The 21,568-nt window shown below is 49.5% G+C and carries 20 protein-coding genes and 1 tRNA gene; 9 read left to right on the forward strand and 12 right to left on the reverse strand.

The window, feature by feature from the left end; translation table 11 throughout:
* Positions 1-160: 160 nt before the first annotated feature.
* The gene (locus CLV60_RS10745; RefSeq protein ID WP_106595366.1) at positions 161-577 is read left to right on the forward strand and encodes a 6-pyruvoyl trahydropterin synthase family protein; all 417 of its coding nucleotides are present in this window, start codon (positions 161-163) and stop codon (positions 575-577) included.
* A complete protein-coding gene (folE, locus tag CLV60_RS10750; protein ID WP_106595367.1) occupies positions 537-1,226 on the forward strand; it encodes a GTP cyclohydrolase I FolE in 690 nt (229 codons plus the stop codon). The genes CLV60_RS10745 and folE overlap by 41 nt, the downstream gene beginning before the upstream one ends.
* A gap of 177 nt (positions 1,227-1,403) precedes the next feature.
* Here folE and CLV60_RS10755 read toward each other — a convergent pair whose 3' ends face one another.
* Entirely contained in the window at positions 1,404-2,327 is a 924-nt protein-coding gene (locus CLV60_RS10755; protein ID WP_106595368.1) for a sugar phosphate isomerase/epimerase family protein, read from the reverse strand.
* 26 nt (positions 2,328-2,353) lie between these two features.
* Positions 2,354-3,367, reverse strand: a complete 1,014-nt coding sequence (locus CLV60_RS10760; RefSeq protein WP_106595369.1) for a cation diffusion facilitator family transporter — start codon at positions 3,365-3,367, stop codon at positions 2,354-2,356.
* A 38-nt stretch (positions 3,368-3,405) separates the two neighbouring features.
* Between CLV60_RS10760 and CLV60_RS10765 the strand changes: the two genes are divergently transcribed.
* Both CLV60_RS10765 and CLV60_RS10770 read left to right on the forward strand, forming a co-directional pair.
* Positions 3,406-3,960: an NUDIX domain-containing protein gene (locus CLV60_RS10765; RefSeq protein ID WP_106595370.1), complete on the forward strand. Its 555-nt coding sequence runs from the start codon at positions 3,406-3,408 to the stop codon at positions 3,958-3,960.
* Between the two features lies 1 nt (position 3,961).
* Positions 3,962-4,576: a LysE family translocator gene (locus tag CLV60_RS10770; protein ID WP_106595371.1), complete on the forward strand. Its 615-nt coding sequence runs from the start codon at positions 3,962-3,964 to the stop codon at positions 4,574-4,576.
* A gap of 3 nt (positions 4,577-4,579) precedes the next feature.
* Here CLV60_RS10770 and CLV60_RS10775 read toward each other — a convergent pair whose 3' ends face one another.
* Together CLV60_RS10775 and surE are read right to left on the reverse strand one after the other, a co-directional pair.
* Complete coding sequence (locus CLV60_RS10775; protein ID WP_106595372.1) at positions 4,580-6,148, reverse strand: GH3 family acyl-acid amido synthetase; 1,569 nt, start codon at positions 6,146-6,148, stop codon at positions 4,580-4,582.
* A gap of 14 nt (positions 6,149-6,162) precedes the next feature.
* Positions 6,163-6,930, reverse strand: a complete 768-nt coding sequence (gene surE, locus CLV60_RS10780) for a 5'/3'-nucleotidase SurE (protein ID WP_106595373.1) — start codon at positions 6,928-6,930, stop codon at positions 6,163-6,165.
* A 119-nt stretch (positions 6,931-7,049) separates the two neighbouring features.
* Here surE and CLV60_RS10785 point away from each other — a divergent pair, with 119 nt between their 5' ends.
* The gene (locus CLV60_RS10785; protein ID WP_106595374.1) at positions 7,050-7,544 is read left to right on the forward strand and encodes a GNAT family N-acetyltransferase; all 495 of its coding nucleotides are present in this window, start codon (positions 7,050-7,052) and stop codon (positions 7,542-7,544) included.
* A gap of 5 nt (positions 7,545-7,549) precedes the next feature.
* Here CLV60_RS10785 and trhO read toward each other — a convergent pair whose 3' ends face one another.
* Complete coding sequence (trhO, locus tag CLV60_RS10790) at positions 7,550-8,536, reverse strand: oxygen-dependent tRNA uridine(34) hydroxylase TrhO (protein WP_106595375.1); 987 nt, start codon at positions 8,534-8,536, stop codon at positions 7,550-7,552.
* 154 nt (positions 8,537-8,690) lie between these two features.
* Between trhO and CLV60_RS10795 the strand changes: the two genes are divergently transcribed.
* Positions 8,691-9,305: a deoxynucleoside kinase gene (locus CLV60_RS10795; RefSeq protein ID WP_106595376.1), complete on the forward strand. Its 615-nt coding sequence runs from the start codon at positions 8,691-8,693 to the stop codon at positions 9,303-9,305.
* A 7-nt stretch (positions 9,306-9,312) separates the two neighbouring features.
* Here CLV60_RS10795 and CLV60_RS10800 read toward each other — a convergent pair whose 3' ends face one another.
* The 4 genes from CLV60_RS10800 to CLV60_RS10815 form a co-directional block, all read right to left on the reverse strand.
* Complete coding sequence (locus CLV60_RS10800) at positions 9,313-9,783, reverse strand: hypothetical protein (protein WP_106595377.1); 471 nt, start codon at positions 9,781-9,783, stop codon at positions 9,313-9,315.
* Between the two features lie 275 nt (positions 9,784-10,058).
* Positions 10,059-10,142, reverse strand: a tRNA-Leu gene (locus tag CLV60_RS10805).
* 286 nt (positions 10,143-10,428) lie between these two features.
* Entirely contained in the window at positions 10,429-12,114 is a 1,686-nt protein-coding gene (locus CLV60_RS10810; RefSeq protein ID WP_106595378.1) for a PLP-dependent transferase, read from the reverse strand.
* A 208-nt stretch (positions 12,115-12,322) separates the two neighbouring features.
* On the reverse strand, positions 12,323-13,660 hold the full coding sequence (locus CLV60_RS10815) for an amidohydrolase/deacetylase family metallohydrolase (protein WP_106595379.1): 1,338 nt from the start codon (positions 13,658-13,660) through the stop codon (positions 12,323-12,325).
* A gap of 303 nt (positions 13,661-13,963) precedes the next feature.
* Here CLV60_RS10815 and CLV60_RS10820 point away from each other — a divergent pair, with 303 nt between their 5' ends.
* Both CLV60_RS10820 and CLV60_RS10825 read left to right on the forward strand, forming a co-directional pair.
* Positions 13,964-15,703: a T9SS type B sorting domain-containing protein gene (locus CLV60_RS10820; protein ID WP_106595380.1), complete on the forward strand. Its 1,740-nt coding sequence runs from the start codon at positions 13,964-13,966 to the stop codon at positions 15,701-15,703.
* 240 nt (positions 15,704-15,943) lie between these two features.
* Entirely contained in the window at positions 15,944-17,668 is a 1,725-nt protein-coding gene (locus CLV60_RS10825; RefSeq protein ID WP_106595381.1) for a T9SS type A sorting domain-containing protein, read from the forward strand.
* A 14-nt stretch (positions 17,669-17,682) separates the two neighbouring features.
* Here the strand turns inward: CLV60_RS10825 and CLV60_RS10830 are convergent, their stop codons facing one another.
* On the reverse strand, positions 17,683-19,029 hold the full coding sequence (locus tag CLV60_RS10830; protein WP_106595382.1) for a WG repeat-containing protein: 1,347 nt from the start codon (positions 19,027-19,029) through the stop codon (positions 17,683-17,685).
* A 182-nt stretch (positions 19,030-19,211) separates the two neighbouring features.
* On the opposite strand from CLV60_RS10830, the gene CLV60_RS10835 reads away from it, so the two are divergent.
* A complete protein-coding gene (locus CLV60_RS10835; protein ID WP_106595383.1) occupies positions 19,212-20,375 on the forward strand; it encodes a DUF3095 domain-containing protein in 1,164 nt (387 codons plus the stop codon).
* Positions 20,376-20,378: 3 nt separating this feature from the next.
* Here the strand turns inward: CLV60_RS10835 and CLV60_RS10840 are convergent, their stop codons facing one another.
* Both CLV60_RS10840 and CLV60_RS10845 read right to left on the reverse strand, forming a co-directional pair.
* The gene (locus CLV60_RS10840) at positions 20,379-20,897 is read right to left on the reverse strand and encodes a cupin domain-containing protein (protein WP_106595468.1); all 519 of its coding nucleotides are present in this window, start codon (positions 20,895-20,897) and stop codon (positions 20,379-20,381) included.
* An 88-nt stretch (positions 20,898-20,985) separates the two neighbouring features.
* A complete protein-coding gene (locus tag CLV60_RS10845; protein ID WP_106595384.1) occupies positions 20,986-21,555 on the reverse strand; it encodes a Crp/Fnr family transcriptional regulator in 570 nt (189 codons plus the stop codon).
* Between the last annotated feature and the right edge of the window lie 13 nt (positions 21,556-21,568).

Consider the following 21,568-nt stretch of genomic DNA (forward strand, 5'->3'; position numbering starts at 1 on the left):
ACTAAATAGGAATGCCGTGAACAATTTGCTAGCTTACAGCGTTTACCCAAAGCAAGAGACTTCTGAGAGCGACTCACAGCATGCTCGAACCCTTAAATGTGTTGGACACAAACTTTGTAACGACATTTAAGGCAAACTAAAATTTTAAGTGGTTTAAAATATGGTGCAAAAGGTGGCGGTGTTCCGAAAGGAGCATTTCAATGCAGCCCATCGTCTTCATAATCCGGAATGGTCGGAAGAAAAGAACGGGGAGGTTTTTGGAAAATGCAATAATCCCAACTTTCACGGACACAATTATGAGCTGATCGTCCAGGTGACGGGTCCCGTTGCCCCCGAGACTGGCTATGTGATCGACATGAAAGTGTTGAGTGCCATATTGAAGGAATCCGTTATCGACCGGTTTGACCACCGGAACCTGAATCTCGACGTTGAAGAGTTCAAAACCCTTAATCCGACCGCGGAGAACATCGCGATCGTTATTTATTCAATTATAAGACCCAAAATTGAAGCAGGCCTCGACCTGAAAATCAGATTATATGAAACAGAACGGAATTTTGTCGAGTATCCAGTCCAGTGAAGCTTTGGACATCGAAGAGGTTGGTGACGATCATTTGTTTTCAGGAATAGACACTCCCCTCCGCGCCGACGCGTTCGCGATGGAGGACGAGCTTAAAATGGAGTTGATCGAGAAGCATTTCCGCCACATTATGGAGATCATGGGGCTCGATCTGACGGACGACAGCCTGAAAGGCACGCCGAAAAGGGTTGCGAAAATGTATATCAAAGAGGTATTCAGCGGCCTTGATCCTAAGAATAAGCCGGCCATCGCACTTTTTGATAACAAATATAAATATAATCAGATGCTCGTCGAGAAGGATATTTCGGTATTCTCGAACTGCGAGCACCATTTTGTGCCGATCTACGGCAAGGCGCACGTCGCTTACATTTCGAGCGGAAAAGTGATCGGGTTGTCGAAATTGAACCGCATTGTGGAGTACTACTCGAAACGTCCGCAGGTACAGGAACGCCTTACCGTGCAAATCGCCAATGAACTGAAAGAGGCATTGCAGACCGAGGACGTAGCCGTGGTAATCGACGCGCAACACATGTGCGTACAGTCACGCGGGATCCGCGACTCGGGCAGCTCGACCGTTACCGCTTTCTACGGCGGTAAGTTCGAGGACGAGGCGACCAAGAAGGAGTTTCTGGCTTACCTGGGAATGTAAGACGGTATTGTCACCCTGAGCGAAGTCGAAGGGTGAAGGAGTGATGCAGATACCCTTCGACTTCGCTCAGGATGACAGTGTCCTGATGCATGATCTATAAATGACAACACCTGACAAATAGCTTGTCAGGTGTTGTCATTTATGGTCAAGTGTTGTCACTTGTTGTTGCGAATGCAATTACACGGTCGGTCCTACGCGTTCGAGGAGCGCTTTGGTAGCCTTGATACCGTCATACTCCGAAAGTTTGCTTCCTTCATATTCGATACCGGCGATGCCTTTGAAGCCGCTGGCTTTCACTACTTTCAGGATTTTAGCGTAGTCGGTTTCGATACAGTTTCCTTTTTCATCGAAATCGTAAGTTTTCGCGCTCACACCTTTTGCGAAAGGCATCAGCTCCTGCGTTCCCTGGTAGCGGTCGTAAGACTCTTCGCAGCCGTTGGCCGAACGTTTGATACAGAAGTTACCGAAATCAGGCAGGGTACCTACGTTTTTCATATTCACCTGCTTCATCACGCCCGACAACCATTTACCGTTGGAAGAAGAACCGCCGTGGTTTTCAACGATCACGTTGATGCCTGTTTTGGAAGCGAATTCGCCCAATTTGCTGAGACCTTCCACCGCAGCTTTCGCGATTTCTTCGTCCGATCCTTTACCGAAAGCATTCACGCGGATGGTTTTGCAGCCGAGGTATTTCGCCGCTTCAACCCACTTGTAGTGGTTTTCAACCGCTTTGTTACGTACCGCAGCATCGAGCTCGCCCAGGCCGCCCTCGCCGTCGATCATGATCAGGTTGTTGGTTACGCCATTATCTTTCGCTCTTTTCAACAGCTCGGCGAGGTAAGTTTTATCTTCCGCTTTGTCTTTGAAGAACTGGTTTACGTATTCTACGATCGAAATACCGAATTCTTTCTTAGCGAGTTCAGGGAAATCGAGGTTGGTGAGTTTTTTCGCGAAAAGAGCCTTGTGCAACGACCATTCGGCCAGTGAAATGTCGAACCAAAGCTTTTTAGCAGCCGGTTCGGCGAACAAATCAGTGAATGCAGAGGCAGCAAGCGCAGTGGCTCCGGCCTTTTTAAGGAAATCGCGACGAGAAAAGTCCATGATTGGTTAGAATTTAGATTTGATTATTATTCCTGAATATTGATTCTGGCTTCGCGGTACAGCTTTTCGTTTTTGGTGAGCTTGGCTGCGTCCCATTCGATGTCCTGCACGAATGCGTGCTGGCGCACGGGACAGTTGTCGATCCTGCAAAAGTAGCAACATTGGTAGACGCACGGATCGGCGTGGACAAAAATTTCCGTCTCGCCCGGCTGCGAGCCTTTCAGTATGTTTTCGAAATCGTGGATCGTTTCGTGCACTTTCTGCAATTCCCAGTAATAAGGTAATGTCAGGTGGCAATCGATATGCAGGTCGGAGCCGTATTGCTGGGCGCGCAGGTTATGTACGTCGATCCAGGTTTCCTTTTTATTTTCATTCAGAGTCTGGATCACCTTGTCGAGCAACAGTTCGTCACTGGCGTCCATTAAGCCGGCCACGGATTTACTGACTAATTGCGACCCGCTGTAAGCCAGAAACAGTCCGAAAAACAGGGAGGCTACGCTGTCGATCCACACATAACCGGTGAGCATAATCAGTCCGACACTCAGAATGAGCACCACGCTGCTGATACTGTCGGACATTAAATGCTTCCCATCGGCCACCAAAGCGAGAGAGTTCGCCCGGCGTCCTTCGGTGAGGAGCTTATAACCGATGGCGGTGTTGACAAAAATGGTGAAAATGATAAACAGCGAGCCCTGCGCCAGGTTTTCGATCGGTGCCGGGTCCATCAGCCTTTTCATGGCTTCCACCACAATGAATATCGATGCGATGATGATCAATGCGCCTTCAAAACCGGCTGAGAAAAACTCGACTTTGCCGTGCCCGTACGGATGGTTTCGGTCTTTGGGCTGAGAGGAAAGGTAAACGCTGTAAAATGCGAACCCGCTGGCGATTACGTTGATGATCGATTCCAGGGCATCACTCAGAATGGCGTTGGACGAAGTCAGATAGAATGCAAAAAACTTCAATGCTGTCAACAGAATGCTGGCTACAAAAGACAGCATGATGAGACGTTGTTTAAGCTTATTTTGGTTTATTTGCATTTGAGATTTGTCAATGAAAGGCCAAAAATACTAAGAAAATGCGGGTTATATCCACTGAAAATAACTGGAAAACACTATCGTCGGAAACCGTTTATGAGAATGCCTGGCTGGAACTCAGTCACCGTGACGTGATTAACCCTTCGGGCAACAAAGGCATTTACGGTTTGGTAAAATTCAAAAACCAGGCGATAGGCGTGATACCGGTGGATGCCGACAACAACATTTACCTCGTGGGCCAGTACCGTTACGCAATCGACGAGTATTCCTGGGAAATTCCGGAAGGCGGCGGGGCACTTGGTGCCGATCCGCTCGACGCGGCGAAGCGCGAACTGAAAGAGGAAACCGGCCTGTTAGCTAACAAATGGACCAAGCTTTCCCGCATTCATACCTCCAACTCGGCAACTAACGAAGAAGGGTTCCTCTTCATTGCCGAAGAACTCACCCAGGATCAGGCCGAGCCCGAAGATACTGAGGATTTGCAGGTATGGAAACTCCCCTTGAAAGACGCGGTGGAAATGGTCATGCGGTCCGAAATCACCGATTCGCTTTCGGTAGCGGGCATATTGATGACTGCCAGACTGAAAGGTATTTAATATGCTGCAAGCGCTACTTTACGGGACGCTGACGGGCGTCGCATTGTGTCTTACTTTCGGAACCGTTTTCTTTTCCCTGGTCCAAAACAGTGTCGATAATGGCTATCGCACGGGTATCAAAATTGCATTCGGCGTATTTATCTGCGACATTATCTTCGTTTTCTTCGCCATTTTCGGGACGGCGTTGCTGCCCGATATTCCCAATTTTCAGAAATGGATGGCTGGCGCCGGGGTAGTGTTCCTCGTTGCTTTGGGTTTGAGCAATATCATCAAGGGGCAACCGCAAATTGCCGAACCGCAAACTCGTTTTGGGAACTTTCTGTATTATTTCACCACCGGCTTCTTGCTGAATGGATTGAACCCGGTAAACTTCATCAGTTGGGTAACCATAGCCTCGTACATCCGCACGAACCTGCATTATGATCTGAATCAGGTGATATTGTTTTTCACCGCGAGCGTGATTGCGGTGTTTTTGGTAGAAAGCGCCATTGCTGTCTTTGCACACAGGCTCAAAAAGCTCTTCACGCCAAAAGTGGTTACCGTATTTAACAAAGTGACAGGCGTAGTTTTTATCCTAATCGCCTGTCAGATTGCTTATACCAATTTTTTGAAGTAGGGGTCAGGGGGCAATATACCCCTCTGTTTTAAGGAAGTTTTTCCAATCGTCGATCAGGTCTTTCTTGAAAACCCGGGGGAATTTGTTCTGGCCGCCGAGCTTGCCTTTGGATTCCATCCAGTGATAGAACGCCTGATTGGGCAGCACATTTACGAATACTTCTTTCAATGCGTGGCGGCGCTCTACGGCGTAGTCATCGTTGAGTTCCGCGAGCTTGGCGTCGAGTTTTTGTTTCAGAACCTCCGCATCCACATTGGACTCTTCCACGCCCACGTACCAGTCGTGCGCGAACAAGGTGCCGTGTTCGATGCCGCAAACGGTAAATTCTTTCACCGAAATACCCATTTCACGCGAAACGAGGTCGATCGCCTTGTTCATATTATCCACCGAAAGGTGTTCGCCGCAAAGGCTCAGGTAATGCTTCGTGCGACCGGTGATGACGATCTCGCCGCGCGATTTGTCCACGAATTTCAGCGTATCGCCGATCAGGTAACGCCATGCTCCCGAGCAGGTCGAGAGCAGCAATGCATATTCTTTACCTTCTTCCACCTGGTCGATCATCAGCGTCTCGGGATTATCGAGCATAGCACCGTCGGAATCGAAGTTTTGAGGGGTGAAGGGGATAAATTCAAAGAACAGCCCATTATCACATACCAACTCCATACCCACCGCACCCGGCCGCGACTGGTAGGCGATAAAGCCCTCCGACGCAAGGTAAGTGTTGATGTAGGTCATCGGCTTGCCCAGCAATTTCTCGAAACCCTTGCGATAAGGCTCGAATGAAACGCCGCCATGCGCGAAAACCTGCAAATTCGGCCATATCTCGTGAATGTTCTTCACATTGTAATGCGCGATGATCTTTTCGAAAAGCAACTGGATCCACGCAGGAACACCTACCACGAATCCAATGTCCCATTCGCTCGCTACGCGGGTAATTTCTTCCAGTTTCAGGCCCCAGTCGCGCTGTGCAGCGATTTTCTGGCCCGGTTTATAATAAGGACGGAACCAGCGCGGGATCTGCTGGATTTGAATACCACTCAAATCACCTGCCAGGCTTCCGGTATCGTGCGGGTTCAGGTTGGTACTGCCGCTCAGCATCAGGAAACCTTTTTCGTACAAATCAGGCGGGAGGTCTTTGTAATGGCCCAACGACAAAATCTGGCGGATACTGGTCTTTTGAATAGCCTTGGTCATCGCTTTCGTCACCGGAATCTGCTTAGAAGCGGCTTCCGATGTTCCCGAGCTCAATGCGTAATATTTCACCGTGCCGGGCCAGCACACATCCTTATCACCTTCGAGGGATTTGTGCCACCATTCGTTGAATATCTTGTTATAATCGTAAACGGGCACGGTGCGCTTGTAAAGCTCATAAAATGCCCCTTTTTCACCGAAGAGAATGGTGGAAAGCAGCTCGTCGAAATTGTATTTCTCGCCGAACTCGGTATATCTGGCCTTGGCCAGGAGTTTGGCCAGGGTTTTTTTCTGTTGCTGGTGTAAACTTGCCTTGCGGCGGTTGGCAACGATGTTGCTGAAATGGATGCCTTTCTTTAATAAACTGCCTACTAATGCCATAGCTGTTGGTTAAATTACAAATCCCAGGTCGATAGCTTTTTCAACGCTTCATACTCTGTCAGATCATATTGACATGGCACCACCGAGATATAGTTATTATCCAGTGCCCAGACATCGGTGTCTTCTTTTTCGGTATCGAAATTGACAAACTCGCCGGCCATCCAAAGGTAGCCGCGACCATTAGGGTCTACGCGGTAGTCGAATTTCTCCTGCCATTTGGCATGCGCCTGGCGGCATACTTTTACGCCTTTCAGCGCCAGGTCTGTTTTGGCGGGGATGTTTACATTCAATGCAATGCCGTTTGGAATACCATTTTTCAAAGCCTCTTCCGTAATCGACTTGATGTAGGGAACTGCGTGGCTGAAATCCGCATCCTCCCTGAAATCGCAAAGCGAAAAGCCGATTGCCGGGATGCCCTCGATCGCCGCTTCAATGGCCGCCGACATCGTGCCGGAGTACAGCACGCTGATCGAACTGTTGCTGCCGTGATTGATACCGCTCACGACGAGGTCAGGCTTGCGGTCCTGCAACACGTAGTTTTTAGCCAGTTTCACACAGTCGGCCGGTGTTCCCGAGCATTCATACTCCGTCACATCATCAAAAATATGGGTGGAATAAAGCCTGAGCGGTTCACCGATGGTGATAGCATGGCCCATTCCGGATTGCGGGCTGTTGGGAGCGACTACGATCACTTCACCCAGCGTTTGCATGATTTCAACCAGTGTTCGGATTCCTTTTGACGTTATTCCGTCGTCATTTGTAACTAAAATGAGGGGTTTCATATATTTCTACTGATCGGGTGCTTAGCAGCGTCGTGCGATCTGGTCTGCCGGCTCAGTAACATGGTTTTTAAGTGAATAAATATTTAATTGCGCTTTTCAAGCTGCCAAATTTAAGCAATATGCCTTCATTCGCAACACTACAAGCCTCGGTCGGGGACATTCCGACCATCATCGAAATCCAGGAAAAAACATGGGAACCCACTTACCGTGACATCCTTAGCAAGGAGCAGATCGATTTTATGTTCGAAAAAATATATTCTCCCGAATCGCTCTCACACCAGATGGAATCCGGGCAGCAATTTATGATCCTGCTAAGCGACGAAACGCCCGCCGGCTTTTCGTCTGTTTCGGAAGAAAAGCCCGGAAAGTACAAATTACACAAAATATATGTGCTTCCCGCCACGCAGGGAACCGGCGCGGGTAAATACCTTTTGCAAGCAACTGAAAACTACGTGAAGTCGGTGGGGGGAACTGTGCTGTCGCTGAACGTGAACCGCTACAATAAGGCCAAAACTTTCTATGAAAAAATGGGCTTCCAGGTCGTAGACGAGCAGGATATTCCCATTGGGCCTTACTGGATGAACGATTACGTGCTCGAAAAACCATTGAACTGAACCGGCTAGGCCGATTCAGTTTTCAATGCGAGTTTCATTTTCTTGATATTCTTCTGCTGGCTTTTCAGGCCTTGCATCGGATGGTAATGGTTGCTGTTTACCACATAATAGCCGGTGCCGTCGTAAGCGCGTTTGGCAGGATGTGATTTACATTCTGCCGAACAGGCGCCTTCCATTTCCCAACCGCATTTTTCGCAGATCGGTACGTGGTTGTTGCATTCGGCGTTCGCGCAGTTCACCATGCGGTCGCTGGGCTCTTCGCAGATGTAGCATTTCGAAATGACCGTCGGGTTCACGCTGTTCACATTCACGGTAATGCGGTTGTCGAACACGTAACACTTGCCGTCGAAGTTTTCGCCGCCTTCTTCCAGTCCGTAACGTATAATGCCTCCGTGCAGTTGGTAAACGTCGGTAAAGCCCTGGTCGAGCAGGTAGGCGCTGGCTTTCTCGCATTTGATGCCGCCGGTGCAATAGGTGATTACCTTCTTGTCTTTCAAATGGGCAATCTCATGTACGTGATCGGGGAGCTCGCGCAGGTTGTGCATATCGAACGTGATCGCGCCCTTGAACTTGCCTACCTCATGCTCGTAATCCGAACGCATATCCACCAGCACCACATCCGGGTCGTTCAGCATTGCTTTGAAATCGGCCGGTTCGAGGTGCTTGCCTGTTTGTACGAGCGGGTTTACGGGGAGATCGGAATTTACGATCTCATCCTTTACACGCACGTGTAATTTTTGGAATGCAACGTGGTCCGACTCTTCTACTTTGAACTGAACGCCTGCGAAACGCGCGTCAGAACGGACGTAGTTCATATAGGCCTCGCATTGCTCAGGCGTGCCCGAAACCGTGCCGTTAAGGCCCTCAGGCGCCACGATAATGCGGCCGAGGAGGTCGTTTTCCACACAAAAAAAGTGATGCTCGTCGCGGTAGGTGTCGGGATCGGCGATGGGCGTGTAATAGTAATATAATATAACCCGGTAAGGTTTCATAGTTCAATTCTTTTCTCCAAATCAGCCGCAAATATACGAATAATGCAAGTTTTAAGAAAATGCCGAAAATCAGTTTTGTAGCTGACCGGTTATCCGTTGAAATACATATTTTTGTGAGCACTCGTTCATTCACTCAACTTCATCCTATCTCCTTATGCACATCGCTATCATTGGTAACATCGGCGCAGGTAAAACTACATTGACCCAGATGCTGGGGGATTATTTCAAATGGGAAGTGATGTACGAAGCGGTGGAAGGAAATCCCTATCTGGCTGATTTTTATATGGATATGGAGCGCTGGGCGTTCAATCTGCAAATTTACTTTTTGAACAACCGCTTTGCGCAAGTCCAGAAAATCCGCGAAACGACCTATTCGACCATCGTTCAGGACCGCACTATTTTTGAAGATGCCTACATTTTTGCCCGCAACCTCTACGAATCGGGCGTACTCACCGACCGCGATTACCAGACTTACCTGCTGCTCTTTGAATCCATTATCCGGACCGTTTCCCAGCCCGATTTGCTGATTTACCTCAAAGCGGATATTCCCAAGCTGGTGTCACAAATCAAAAAGCGCGGCCGCGAATTCGAATCGGATATTTCGATAGACTATCTGACGAATCTGAATCGCTATTACGAGGATTTCGTGCAGAACTACGAGGATGGTAAAATCCTTGAAATAGATGTTAACAACATGGATTTCGAGTCGAATCCCAAAGATTTCGAGCACATCGTTTCGCTGCTGAACAAAGAGCTGTTCTACGTGTGACGCGTGCCTAGCGCATACATGCGATTGCTTTGTGGAGCAGCTGGTTCTTTTTAGCATCGACCTTGAACGTCCGTCTGTCGTCGGGCAGCAGTATCTCAATCTGCACCGTTCCTTTCATTTTTTCGAGCTCTTTCGGTTCGATAGGAGTGGACAGGACGAATTCGCTCTGCCAGTTGCTGCGGTCGGTGGAGTTGATGGTGGTGTAGAGGGAAAAATTGCCTTTCACCGATGAGAACTTGATTTCGGTGAACATCTGAACGTGGTAGACCTGGCCAAATTCGTCATTATGGTAATTGAGAATCCGCTCCTCGCCGGTCCTGGCGAGGGTCAGGTACTCTTTAGGCCCGGAAAGCTGGACGATGTGATAGTGGACTTTCTTGTGATTCGACGGGCTGACGGTTTCCTTGCATTGCGCAAAAGACTTATTCTCGTCAGCCATCAGTAAGCCGACCACACCAAGCAGGAAAGTGAACTTCATGCAGAGGGCGTAATTCAACACTTTTCTAGATTTCAGGGTTATTCAAACGTTTGTAAAGATAATTGCCTGATAAGTAGAATGCAATAGAATCGGCGGAAATGACTACTTTCTGCTCTATTCCTATGCCGGTTATTTGTAGGTTTCCGCGAACTTGCCCCTGGCTCCCTGATTTTCGTTTCCGGTTTTTCGACTTCGCTTTTGTAAAGGGGCCTTACAGCTATTAAAAAGGCATAAAAAAAGTGCGTTTACAGCTCATAAACGCACTTTTAACAATGTGACCAGAAGGAGAGTCGAACTCCTATACCCGAACGGGCACTACCCCCTCAAAGTAGCGTGTCTACCAATTCCACCACCTGGCCGTCAATCGTGATGCAAAAGTAGTATTTAAATCATACGACGCAACAGTTATGCCCTGATTTTTTTGAGAAAAAATGGCGCATTGCGCAAAAAAGCCTTCGTATTTGCGCAATTTGGTCGTAGTTTCGTGGCCCGAAAACGGGTTAGTGACCAAAGGATCAGACGGTTCAGCCATTCGGTCGACGAAGGCTCAGAAATATTAAAAATTTTAGATTTAGTAATTAGCATAAAAGCCCTGGCATCGATCCAAGGCTTTTTATGTTAATTACCGTTATGTGAATCCAGGTCCTAGGTCGACAACGGACGTCCGGCAGGGATATTGATCCGCTGGCGGTTGCTGGGGAAGGTTGCCTTCTTGGCGGTAAATTTCGCGTTCACATATTCTACCATATCGATTTCACCGGTAATGGTGTCGCCCGAGAGCTTTCCGTGGAATGTCATGGTGAGGTTGTCGCCCGGCACGCTGTACCGGCTTTGGAAGCGTACTTCGTCCCCATCGATGTTGCCGAACAGCTCGCGCGTCGCGAATTCGCCCTTATGCGTTCCGTACAGGTAGTTGCCGTCCTGCCTTTCGATAATGAATGTATGTTTGCTCGCACTGGTGTAAAACTCGATGCTCACATCCCAACGGCCTGCGATTTCCGCTGCCGGTGCTTTCATCGTCGCCTCGGCTTTCGGTGCGCTGCGCTTGCGGGTGAGGATTTCGTAAATGCGTTCCGCCACAATTTTGTCGTTACCGGGGCCCATCATATAAGCGGCTACGGTTATCGATGTGGTAGGCGGGCCGGATTGCGCTGCCTGGCCTCTGCGGAAACCGGTTCCTACGGCCACACGCGGTTTGGTGGTTTGCAGCTCGTCGGCTACTTCCTGGCCCGTGATGTTAAGCTTGGTAGGGTCCCAGGTTACGGTTAATGTCGGTGTTGCATTATCCAGTGCGCCTTCGGCAGGCTCCTTAATTTCGAGTTTAGCACTTGGAATGCCGTTCAGTTTCTTGGAAATGTTTTCCAGCCACGACACCCAGGTTCTCATTTCAGCCTTATGGTCACGAGTGGCCCATGCTTCCACAGCTGCGAGCATACCTATCATTTCTTCGCGGCCTACTTTATTGTTGCGGCAAGGTCCGTGGTGCGGTGCGCTGGCCTGCCATGCCGACATGAGTACATCCTTGCTACCGAGCATCAGACCTGCACATTGCGGTCCGCGGATTACTTTTCCACCGCTGTATGCTACCACCGAAGCGCCGGCTTGCAGGTGGATATTAGGGATCGTCAAACGCTCGGCCGCGGCATCCACCAGCAATGGTACACCGGCAGGTTTGGCGATATCCGCTACCGCCTTCACAGTCCATGGCTCATCACCCGGCATCATGTAAATCATCGCCGTGCGCGGCGTGATGGCTTTTTTGAGCTCTTCGATGGTCTCTACCGTAATGATTTTTACGCCCACGTTACGTATCGCGTGGTCATACACGTTGCGCGAGGATCTCGGGATAATCACCTCTGTTTTTTCAAAACCTTCGAGATTGGGAATACGGATCAGTTTTTCAGGATTACCACCTGCGATAATGCCTGCGGTTACCTCGTTCATACCCGCCGCGCAGCCCGATGATACCATGCCCCATTCGGAGCCGACGATTTCTGAAAGGCGCTGGCCTACACCAAATGCCAGCTCGTCGATCTGTACATTATACTGGCATGCATATTCCATGGCCTGACGAACTTCGGGAAGCTCAATGGATGCCCCGATAATGGTAAATGTCCCCCGGCAGTTGATAATCGGCTCCACGCCGATCGACTGATAGATTTGCGGTCCGGGCTTCAAGGGTCCGGGTGCTGATACGGCTGCCGCAGCTTGCTGAAACCATTTCGGTTTGCTGCTCTCGGCAAAGGCGGCCGACGTGCTGGCCGCCGCGCTCAGAACGCCTCCCGCGAGCGGGATCATGGAAAGATCTTTCAAAAGTTCTCTGCGTTTCATTGGTGTTAAGGTATTGGGGGTTTTGAATGGTTAAAGGGCTTTGTCAGGAAAATAGGCCGGACGTAGTCGGGTGTTGTCAACGTTGTCAGGTGTTGTCAGGTGTTGTCAATTGTTGCCAGGTATTGTCAAGCATTGTCAGATATTGAGGTAAGGATGCCTGATTTGATTTGGAATACCCTTTTTTTGGAATAAATATCTTGCTGTTCGCTTACCGGGGGCCTGCTCCCTGGCCTTGTTGGCCCTGGGCGCCCGCGGGGCGCTCCGGACGAGGCAGGTTAACAGGCTCTACGCGGGCATTGAGCGTGTACACGATGTTGCCACCGCGGATGGTGGCTTCGGTTTCGATGCGTTTTTTACCGGTGATTTTGCCGTCGCGGGCGTAGTAGCCGAAGTTGCCGTCGCGCAGGTTCAATAGGGCAACATCTGCGGGTGAGCCTACGGACAGGTTACCGAGCTCCTCGCGGCGGATTTCCTGTGCGGGATTCCAGGTGCTGGCTTTGATCACACTTTTGAAATCCATACCCATGGCCATAAACATCGACATAATGTTGTTCATATCCTTCATCGCCGAGTTCATACTGCTCGTGTGGAGGTCGGTGCTGATGGAGTTCGGGTAGAAACCCTGCTTGATCGCGGGCTGTCCCTGGGAGAGAAGAAAGCTGGCGCCTCCGAAACCCACATCAAAGATCACCCCGCGTTTCTGCGCTTCGATGGCGTAGGGTTTCACTTTGTTAGTCGATACATCGACGATGGATTCGCGACCGCGGCCGCTGTTATTGCTGTTTCCGCCAAAGCAATGGGTGTAAATGTCGCCTTTGCGGAATTTTTTCAAATACAATTCTTCCAATGGCAAAACGGGATTGGCGCTGCCGAAGTCGACCATGATGGGGATGTTGGCAAGCGTACCTGCCTCCAATGCACGGTCGGTCGGTGTCCAGTCGTGCCCTACGAAATGCGCCAACTTTACGCCTACGACGTCGTTGGGGTACTTTTTGGCCATTTCGGCGGTAGCCTTCGCGTCCATTTCTTCGAGGCTGTTCTCGAATTTCCCACCGGCCATTCCCTCGCCTACAATGTTCAGGAAAGCCAGCACGCGGGTTTTGGAGAGATCGATGGTTTGCTTTTTGAAAGTCTCAAAGGTCTTCCAGCCGGAACTTCCCGCGTCCACTACGGTGGTGACGCCTGAGCGGAATGTGAAACCGTCAGCAGGCAGCCCATTCGGGCCGTTGCGGTAGGTGCCTTTGAGGTCGGTGCCCCAGAAAAAGTGGACGTGAATGTCGATCAGCCCGGGCGTGACGTAGAGCCCTTTGGCATCTACCACCTGCACGGCCTGGCTGGCGTCGATGTTTTTGGCTACCAGGGCGATTTTCCCGTCCTCACCGCCGGGTGTGCCTTCAATGGCCACATCCATGACGGCGTCGATGTTGTTTTTCGGGTCGATCACATGCCCGCCTTTGATCACGATGCTGTATTTCTTCTCCTGCGACCAGGCCGGCTGGCACAGCATAAAGAGCACCACCAAGGCAAAAAGGGAGAAAGCTCTCATAATATATTAAGGGTTTAGGATAGATAAATGCTTCTGTACAATGCCGTTGCAAGCAGGCTGCATTCAAGATGAGGACACATATTTAACATCAAAACCCCCATCGCCAGCCTGTAATTATTTTCAGGATACCCGGTATGCTGATAAAAGCAGTGATGGTACTGCTTTTACGCTGGTATTCAGCCCCAAATACCGGAATTTTTTGCTCGGGCGGTGTGCTCTGTTGCCCGTACAAAAAGATTGCTCCTTTCACGCAACGGCAGTGATTTTTAGCGCGTAAAATGTTGCAACGAACCTCGGACCCTTATGCAGCATATTTTACGTTTTACCGCCATTTTCTGCCTTTTTTTTCCAGCGGCGCGAGCCCAGGTCGATTGCAGCAATGTGGGCTTCGAACAAGGGAATTCCAACGGCTGGGTGCTCACCTATGGCGCCGTTACCGATGCGAACCAGCAAACCGTTTTTCAGAGCGAGCAAAATGGCACGCAGAACAACAAGCATTATGTTACCAGCCTTTCCGACGGCAACGATCCTAAAATTCCGTCCATTCCGATGGTGGCACCGGGAAGCACGCACTCGATCCGGATCGGCAATGTGAATGAGGGCGGGCACTTCAGCCGCATTCATACCGAATATACCGTTACAGCAGATAACACGCTTTTTCAATACAAATTCGCCGTCATTTTGCAGAATACCGGCACCGACGGCCGTGCCAATCACGAACCCTATCAGAAACCCGGGTTTAATATCCTGATATTCGACAGCAATGGAGAGGAATTGCCTTGCAGCAGCTACGATATTCAACTGGAAGGTACCAACACGGTCGAGGGTTTCCAGGCTTCGGGCGATATTCAGTACCGCAACTGGACGGTCGGGGCGATCGACCTGCGGAATTTTGTAAGGAAAAAACTGACGATCGTCGTGACCGCCCACGGGTGTACGCGGATGAGGCATTTCGGCTATGCCTATTTCGACGCCGAGTGCCTGAAATCGGAGATTAAACAGGTAGCCGATTGTCCCGATGCCGATGGTTATATTACCCTGGCCGCGCCCGAGGGCTTCGGGAAATACAGCTGGAACAATGGCGCAACTTCCCAGCAGATCCGTGTGAAAGCCAATGTGGGCGATCAATTTCATGTGGATATGGTCCCGCGCGGGAGTCTCGACGAATCCTGCGCGCTCGGCTTGGATTTTACGGTTGCTTTTAAAAAGAAAACCGCCACGCTGGCGCAAGCAATCTGCGAGGGAGATGTGTATGCATTAGGTGATACTTTGTTGAAAACCAGTGGTATTTATATTCGTAATGTGAGCAAAAGCAATGTATGTGATAGTACCGTGACCCTGACGCTCACCGTGAACCCCGTTGGGAAGTTTACCCAAAACCTGCGCATTTGCGAAGGAGAAAGTGTGAAGGTGGGGGATAGTACCTATTCAGAAGCCGGTACCTACGTCCAGAATATCCCGCAGCCGACCGGCTGTGACAGCCTCGTGACAACCATCCTTGAAGTGGTGAAGCTTGATGTATCCGTCACGCCGACGCTCTCCATGACCCAAGGTGATAGCGTCCACGTGGAGCCGATTGTTGAGCCTGTGGGTAGCTACGCTTATCATTGGGACCAGCAGGGCCTGTCTTGCACCGATTGCCCCGATCCATGGGCGTCGCCGCCCAAATCGACATTGTATCACCTGGAAGTATCGGACGCGGACAAAATCTGCACGCGACAGGCACGTGTACAGGTGTACGTGAAGCCCTGCGGCATTGATATACCCGACGCATTTTCTCCCAACAACGACCAGTTGAACGAAGTGTTTTACGTGTATGGCAATGCCTGTGTGAAGCAGGTCAGGGAGATGTTCATTTACAATCGCTGGGGCGAAGTGATTTACCAGAAATCCAATTTCGCTGCGTCCGATCCATCGGCAGGCTGGGATGGTACTTACCATGGACAGAAGACTTTGCCGGGTATTTATCCCTACAAAATCAGGATAGAATTGACGAATGGTAAGTTTTTGAATTATAAAGGTGTAGTGAATCTACTTCGCTGAATGTTGAATGCTACTCGGGAGCTTGCCGGCGGGTATTTCTGAAAAGGAAATATGAGCAATTCCAATTTGGGACTATTGCCTGGAATTATGTGAAATAGATCGGCGATTTGAAGTCGTAGAATTACTTTTCGTAGTGATTATTATTAATAGAATAGTGATTTCCTCTTGCGTATTTTAGAATAGAATTTCGCTTTATTGCATTGAAAAATTGTCCCTCGAATACTACGAACAAGAGAAGCTATGAAAAGAATTTTGCTGTTAATTACGTTGATTGTTTCATTAAAATGTGTGGGACAAGGCTCTATTGAAGGCGATCGGGCGGCGTTGGCTGCGCTTTATAATGCTACGGATGGCTCTAATTGGCTTCGTGACGACGACTGGCTGAGCACCACTCCTCCGTTTGATAACCCCTGTGGTTTTTTCTGGTACGGAATAACTTGTGAAAATGGCCGTGTTACCGGTATAAATCTCTCAAACAATAATTTAAATGGCCCGCTGCCGCCCGAGATCGGCAACCTTACAGAACTCAAAACGCTAATTGTCCGTCATGAGCGGGCATATGAATTTGAAAATGTACTGGCATTTGTCAATGGCTCGATACCGGCGGAAATAGGGAACCTCACGAATCTCGAATATCTGGATCTGGCCGGAAATCATTTCACGGGTAATATCCCCGCGAGTTTTCAAAATCTTAAAAAATTAAAACATCTTGATTTAAGTTATATCGCGTCGGATCCCGGCTTCGATCCTCATGGGTTTCTCACCGGGAGTATTCCCACGGAGCTAGGCAATATGCCCGAGCTCGAATACCTTGCTATTGCCGATCAGGACATTACCGGAATTACGTCCGCTTTGGGAAATCTGACCAAATTGAAGCACCTCGACCTTGCCGGGAACAATATTACCGGAACACTCCCGGCCCAATGGGGTGCGTTAGTGAACCTGGAATATCTTGATTTGCATTTCGAATCGTATATGAGAGCCAATCAAAAGGGTGCGCTGTCGGGGGCTATTCCTGCACAATTCAATGCACTCACCAATCTTAAATACCTGAACCTCGCAAATAACTCCCTGACCGGGCCGATCCCTAATTTGCTCGGCATTCCCATATCGGCGGAAGTGCATTTGGAATATAATGACTTCACTTTTGCAGGTATGGAGACGAATATCAGCCGGCTGGATTATTATGACAACCAGGGGACGGTGCAATTGCAGCTAACGATACCCCTGGGGGCGATAGACGGGTCGGGCCCGGGAGGTCTAATGGAAATGCTTGTGGGAGGGAGCATGGCCAACAATACTTTCTATTGGTATAAAGACGACGTGCTGGTTTACAGCGGTACCGGTGGGGATTTCTCCTACTACTATCCATCAAAAAAGGGCGTGTATTATGCCAAAGCAACCAATTCAATTGCCACTCAGCTTACTTTGACCAGCAATAAATACGACGTAATCGGGTTTCCGGTGACGCTGGTTTCTTTTTCCGGCCAGGCAGCAGCGGGAGAAAACAGGTTGCATTGGAAAACAACCTCGGAAACCAACAATAAAGGGTTTCAAATAGAAAGAAGTGCCGATGCTAAAACATTCTCGACGGTTGGTTTTGCAGATGGTTATGGGGATACCAATGAAGATAAGAATTACAGTTTTGTCGATAAAGCTCCTTTGGATATTACCTATTACCGGCTGAAACAAATTGATCACGATGGTACTTCTGAGTATTCGAGCATTATCGTAGTCAAAAATGAATCCGCTATTTCGATCTATCCGAATCCGGCACAGAATGAGGTGACAATAAAGGGTTGGCCCGAGGGAAAACCAGTGGTAATATTTGATCAATTGGGACGAAAGGTGCTGGAACAACAGCGCGATTCGGCTGGTAAAAATGTTTGGATAGGAGGCCTGGCCAAGGGGATTTATACCATTCAGGTCGGAGATTCAAAAAAGCAATTGGTAGTAGCCGACTAGCAGGTCCTTCCGGGTCACTTTTTCGGCTTTTTTATCAGACGATTTTTTAGTACCCGCTGATAAAGCAGGTTGTTGAGCCAAATGAAAATAAGTACCCCAATAATGATGAACACCGCATTCAGTTTGTAAGAAAAGCCGACAAATTTCTCCTTACCGTCAAGTGAAAGCTCGAACCGGAGCCAGGAACGCTCGACGGTAGTGGTAACATGGTCGAAGGGAAGTGCCTCGTCGTAAATGATTTCGGTAATGAAATGGCCGGTCGTATCCATATAACCGTACTTATCATTAATGCGGATCATCGAAATGCCGTGGTTGAAATAGGAAGCAAAATCATATTTCAACGGCGTCCGTATTTTGCCTGATTTATCGATATGCCCGAACTTACCATTGATGGCAACGGCGGAACGGTCTTCCGCGGTGAAACCAGTGGCTTCGTCGTACAAATGTGGGATCCGCAGTTTGCCGGTTTTATCGATACAGCCCCATTTTCCATTTTTCTTAACCCAAAACAAACCATTAGTGGGCTTGCGGGTATCGGTATATTCAAATGGAACAATGAGATCTCCGGTGAACGGACTAATATAACCGTACTTATCGCCGTATTGCACGCGCTCCATTCCCTGGCCGGAATACTTGTAATCAGGATCGATGTCGTCGAGTGTTACAGGGACTTTCAGCATCATATTTTTATCGATGATGCCGTATTTGCCTTTATAAAGAAAATGGTAAATGAATTTAGACGCTTTAATTTCCTTTTCGATAAAGCGGCTGAAATTGAAATTCAGGATATGGAAATCCATCGGCCTTTGTATCCACCATAACACGTCTTCTTTCGTATCGTGATTGCACAGGAAATCGATATCCGAATCCTTGATCAGATAATGTCTGGTATAGTGGTGAATAGGGATTCGGTAAATCTCCTTGCCCGTGAGGCCAATATATGAAAGTCCGTAATGTTTGCCGGACGGGTATATAACCCAGGTTTTACCGTCGCGAAACCTGTCTGTGGAGGTGTATTTGGGTTCGATTACGATTTTTCCGCGTTTGTCGATGAATCCGTGCAGACCGTGTCCTTCGGCATCGAGCTCCATGGGTACAAACTCGGCGAGGCCCTCGGCAAAGTCACCGATGTCGCGGTAGGCGGGTGTAAGTTTGCGGCCGCTTTTATCGGTAATGAATGTTTCGTACGACCGGCACGGAATATTCACTTTCTTTACGACGTACACATCGTCGTATTCTCTGTATTCATTGTATTCTTTCAGCCATGCTTTGTTGCCCGCGGCGGGCGTCTGGGCCACAGCCAACGCCGATTGCAATAGGAAAAAGAGGTATGCAAGATGATAAAAAGTCGGTCGAAGCATTCAGAAAACGCGGTTTTCAGGTTAGTCGCGGCCACTGCGTAGTACCATCGGCATGGTGCCGAACGCGGCAGGCATTCTATTTTAACCTGCAAAAAACAAAAACTTGACAGGATTATCGATTTTCAGACGGGTAATTATTTAAGAAAATAGGTTTAAATTAACCTCAAACTTATTCAGGAATCATGTCGCTGGCCCGGAACGAACAGTTTTACTCGCGTTTGCCTGCCAACCATATTTCGTTGGGCGAACTGCTTACGGAAGAGCATCTTTTTTACAATGTGCCCGAGTCGTGGCATGTGGTGATTACCGACATTCGGAATTCGACCGGCGCCGTTGCGGGCGGGATGCACGAGACGGTCAACCTGATCGCGACAGGCAGCATCGTGAGTGTACTCAATATCGCATTCAAGGCGGGTATCACCGTGCCGTTCTTTTTCGGTGGCGACGGGGCTACTTTCATTGTGCCGCCCGCGATCGCCGATGCCGCCATGCGTGCGCTGGCGGTTTTCAGGAAAAATACCAGAGAGAATTTTGCGCTCGATCTTCGCATCGGTATCGTCGCGGTGAGCGAAATTTATGCCCAGGAATATGAACTGAAACTCAGTAAGCTCAGAGTGTCCGGCGCATTTTCGATTCCCGTCATATTGGGCGACGGACTGTATTGTGCCGAAAAACTCATTAAAAGTGAACAGTACCGGTTCGACTATGAGCCCAAGCCGGACGATGAGCTCGACCTCAGCGGTATGCAATGCCGGTGGGACAAGATCGGCCCGCCGGAAATGGACCAGGAAGTAGTGACGCTCCTTGTGACAGCCCCGGCCGGTAAAAAGCAGGCAGAATTATTTGCGAAGGTGATGGAGCACGTCGACGGTATTTATGGGCCTTTCCCGCGGCGGCAGCCCATTTCTGTTGCCAGGCTGATCTGGCGGACGACCTTCAAGAAGATGGAAATGGAGATGCGGGTGAGGGAAGGTGGCACGAGCATTCTTGGCCTGGCCGCGTCCTGGATTGCCTGGCTCTTTGGTTACGTATACTTCCGGACGTCATATGGCAGGAATTACCTCAACAGCCTGGTCGAAATGTCGGATACATTGGTGATCGACGGGAAGATCAACACCGTAATTACCGGCACGCCGGAGCAGCGTGAGCAACTCCAACGCGCCCTCGATGCCATGGAGGCAGCACGGGAAATCCATTACGGACTGCATGTGAGCGGCGAATCCGTGATGTCGTGCTACGTCCATGACCTCAAAGACGGCCATATTCATTTCATCGACGGCGCAGAGGGAGGTTATACCAAAGCGGCGGGGATGCTGAAACGGAAGTTGCGGAATGCGGGCGTTTAGCAACTACTGCGGAGGCCCTACTGGTAGCATATTTTGCACGTCCACCGGGAAACTGTCATATTTCTGATACAATTTCAGGTATTTCGCCGGGTCGATCACCGGTTCCGTCAATATCGATTTCAGCCCGCGGAAAAAGCCTTCCCGCTGCTGGCCGGGGTTGAATATGAGATTGATCACCACTTCTTCGTCGGATTGATTGGAAAACCCATGCGCGGTCATGCGCGGCACGTAGACTACTGCGCCCTCACGCGCGTGGACGGGGCCGTCGGCCAGTTCGACCGTGAGCGTACCTTTGCGGACGACGAAAGTCTCATCCATAAAACGGTGATAATGCAATCGCGCGCCGATCGTCGCGGGAGCCAGTTTGATTTCGTAGACACCCAACTGGTCGTTCGAAATGTCGCTGGTAACCTTTAATGTAATGCTGTTGCCGCCCATAGCCAGCACCTCACCTTCGCCTGGTACGAACATAACGGCTTTACTTTCAAGGGTGTCGGCGAGGAAGTCAGTTTCATTTTTCATAGCATTTGTCATGGTTTTGATTTTAAACAGGACAAATGTCGGAGTACCGTCCACCGAAAACATTTACAAATGTTGAGACTTCCAAAAATTACATTTCGGACCGGATGCGGCTGAGCTGGGTAGGGGTAATGCCGAGGTAGGAAGCGATTTCGTGCTGTTTGAGGCGCGGTTCGAGATTGGGATAGTCTTTCAGGAAATTGGCATAACGTGTTTTGGCATTGTCGTACCGAAAGGAAATTTCCAACGGTTCCTTTTCAATGACCCAGTGGAGCTCCATATAACGGATGTAGAATGCGGCGAGGTCGTGGTGCTTTGCGGTAAGTGCTTTGAAATCGTAGAAATTGTACTCCAAGGTTTCCGTAGCTTCGAGCGCTTTGATCGCGAAAATGCTGGGTGCATGCGTAAGCATTGCCGGCAGCGAACCTGCGAAATGGTTTTCGGGAAAGAACTTCTTGACCACCATGTCCCCGTCCGGCGACGCATAATACTGCGATAGAAGCCCTTTTACTACAAATCCGACGTTTTTGGGTGTTTGTCCTTCCTTCAAAAAGTAATCGCCTTTCGCGTAGGAATGCGGCCGGATGAGCTTCGCCAAATCCTCCATCGCCTCTTCCGAAAGCGTGCCGTAAGTATCGAACTTTGCACGGAGCTGTTCCATTTGTTTTAGAATT

The sequence above is a fragment of the Dyadobacter jiangsuensis genome, assembly GCF_003014695.1.
Classification (GTDB): domain Bacteria; phylum Bacteroidota; class Bacteroidia; order Cytophagales; family Spirosomataceae; genus Dyadobacter; species Dyadobacter jiangsuensis.

What these genes read in the sequence shown, in the direction of transcription:
- CLV60_RS10745 (WP_106595366.1), top strand. Translation starts at nt 161, where the DNA reads ATGGTGCAAAAGGTGGCGGTGTTCCGAAAGGAGCATTTCAATGCAGCC.
- folE (WP_106595367.1), top strand. Translation starts at nt 537, where the DNA reads ATGAAACAGAACGGAATTTTGTCGAGTATCCAGTCCAGTGAAGCTTTG.
- CLV60_RS10755 (WP_106595368.1), bottom strand. Translation starts at nt 2,327, where the DNA reads ATGGACTTTTCTCGTCGCGATTTCCTTAAAAAGGCCGGAGCCACTGCG.
- CLV60_RS10760 (WP_106595369.1), bottom strand. Translation starts at nt 3,367, where the DNA reads ATGCAAATAAACCAAAATAAGCTTAAACAACGTCTCATCATGCTGTCT.
- CLV60_RS10765 (WP_106595370.1), top strand. Translation starts at nt 3,406, where the DNA reads ATGCGGGTTATATCCACTGAAAATAACTGGAAAACACTATCGTCGGAA.
- CLV60_RS10770 (WP_106595371.1), top strand. Translation starts at nt 3,962, where the DNA reads ATGCTGCAAGCGCTACTTTACGGGACGCTGACGGGCGTCGCATTGTGT.
- CLV60_RS10775 (WP_106595372.1), bottom strand. Translation starts at nt 6,148, where the DNA reads ATGGCATTAGTAGGCAGTTTATTAAAGAAAGGCATCCATTTCAGCAAC.
- surE (WP_106595373.1), bottom strand. Translation starts at nt 6,930, where the DNA reads ATGAAACCCCTCATTTTAGTTACAAATGACGACGGAATAACGTCAAAA.
- CLV60_RS10785 (WP_106595374.1), top strand. Translation starts at nt 7,050, where the DNA reads ATGCCTTCATTCGCAACACTACAAGCCTCGGTCGGGGACATTCCGACC.
- trhO (WP_106595375.1), bottom strand. Translation starts at nt 8,536, where the DNA reads ATGAAACCTTACCGGGTTATATTATATTACTATTACACGCCCATCGCC.
- CLV60_RS10795 (WP_106595376.1), top strand. Translation starts at nt 8,691, where the DNA reads ATGCACATCGCTATCATTGGTAACATCGGCGCAGGTAAAACTACATTG.
- CLV60_RS10800 (WP_106595377.1), bottom strand. Translation starts at nt 9,783, where the DNA reads ATGAAGTTCACTTTCCTGCTTGGTGTGGTCGGCTTACTGATGGCTGAC.
- CLV60_RS10810 (WP_106595378.1), bottom strand. Translation starts at nt 12,114, where the DNA reads ATGAAACGCAGAGAACTTTTGAAAGATCTTTCCATGATCCCGCTCGCG.
- CLV60_RS10815 (WP_106595379.1), bottom strand. Translation starts at nt 13,660, where the DNA reads ATGAGAGCTTTCTCCCTTTTTGCCTTGGTGGTGCTCTTTATGCTGTGC.
- CLV60_RS10820 (WP_106595380.1), top strand. Translation starts at nt 13,964, where the DNA reads ATGCAGCATATTTTACGTTTTACCGCCATTTTCTGCCTTTTTTTTCCA.
- CLV60_RS10825 (WP_106595381.1), top strand. Translation starts at nt 15,944, where the DNA reads ATGAAAAGAATTTTGCTGTTAATTACGTTGATTGTTTCATTAAAATGT.
- CLV60_RS10830 (WP_106595382.1), bottom strand. Translation starts at nt 19,029, where the DNA reads ATGCTTCGACCGACTTTTTATCATCTTGCATACCTCTTTTTCCTATTG.
- CLV60_RS10835 (WP_106595383.1), top strand. Translation starts at nt 19,212, where the DNA reads ATGTCGCTGGCCCGGAACGAACAGTTTTACTCGCGTTTGCCTGCCAAC.
- CLV60_RS10840 (WP_106595468.1), bottom strand. Translation starts at nt 20,897, where the DNA reads ATGAAAAATGAAACTGACTTCCTCGCCGACACCCTTGAAAGTAAAGCC.
- CLV60_RS10845 (WP_106595384.1), bottom strand. Translation starts at nt 21,555, where the DNA reads ATGGAACAGCTCCGTGCAAAGTTCGATACTTACGGCACGCTTTCGGAA.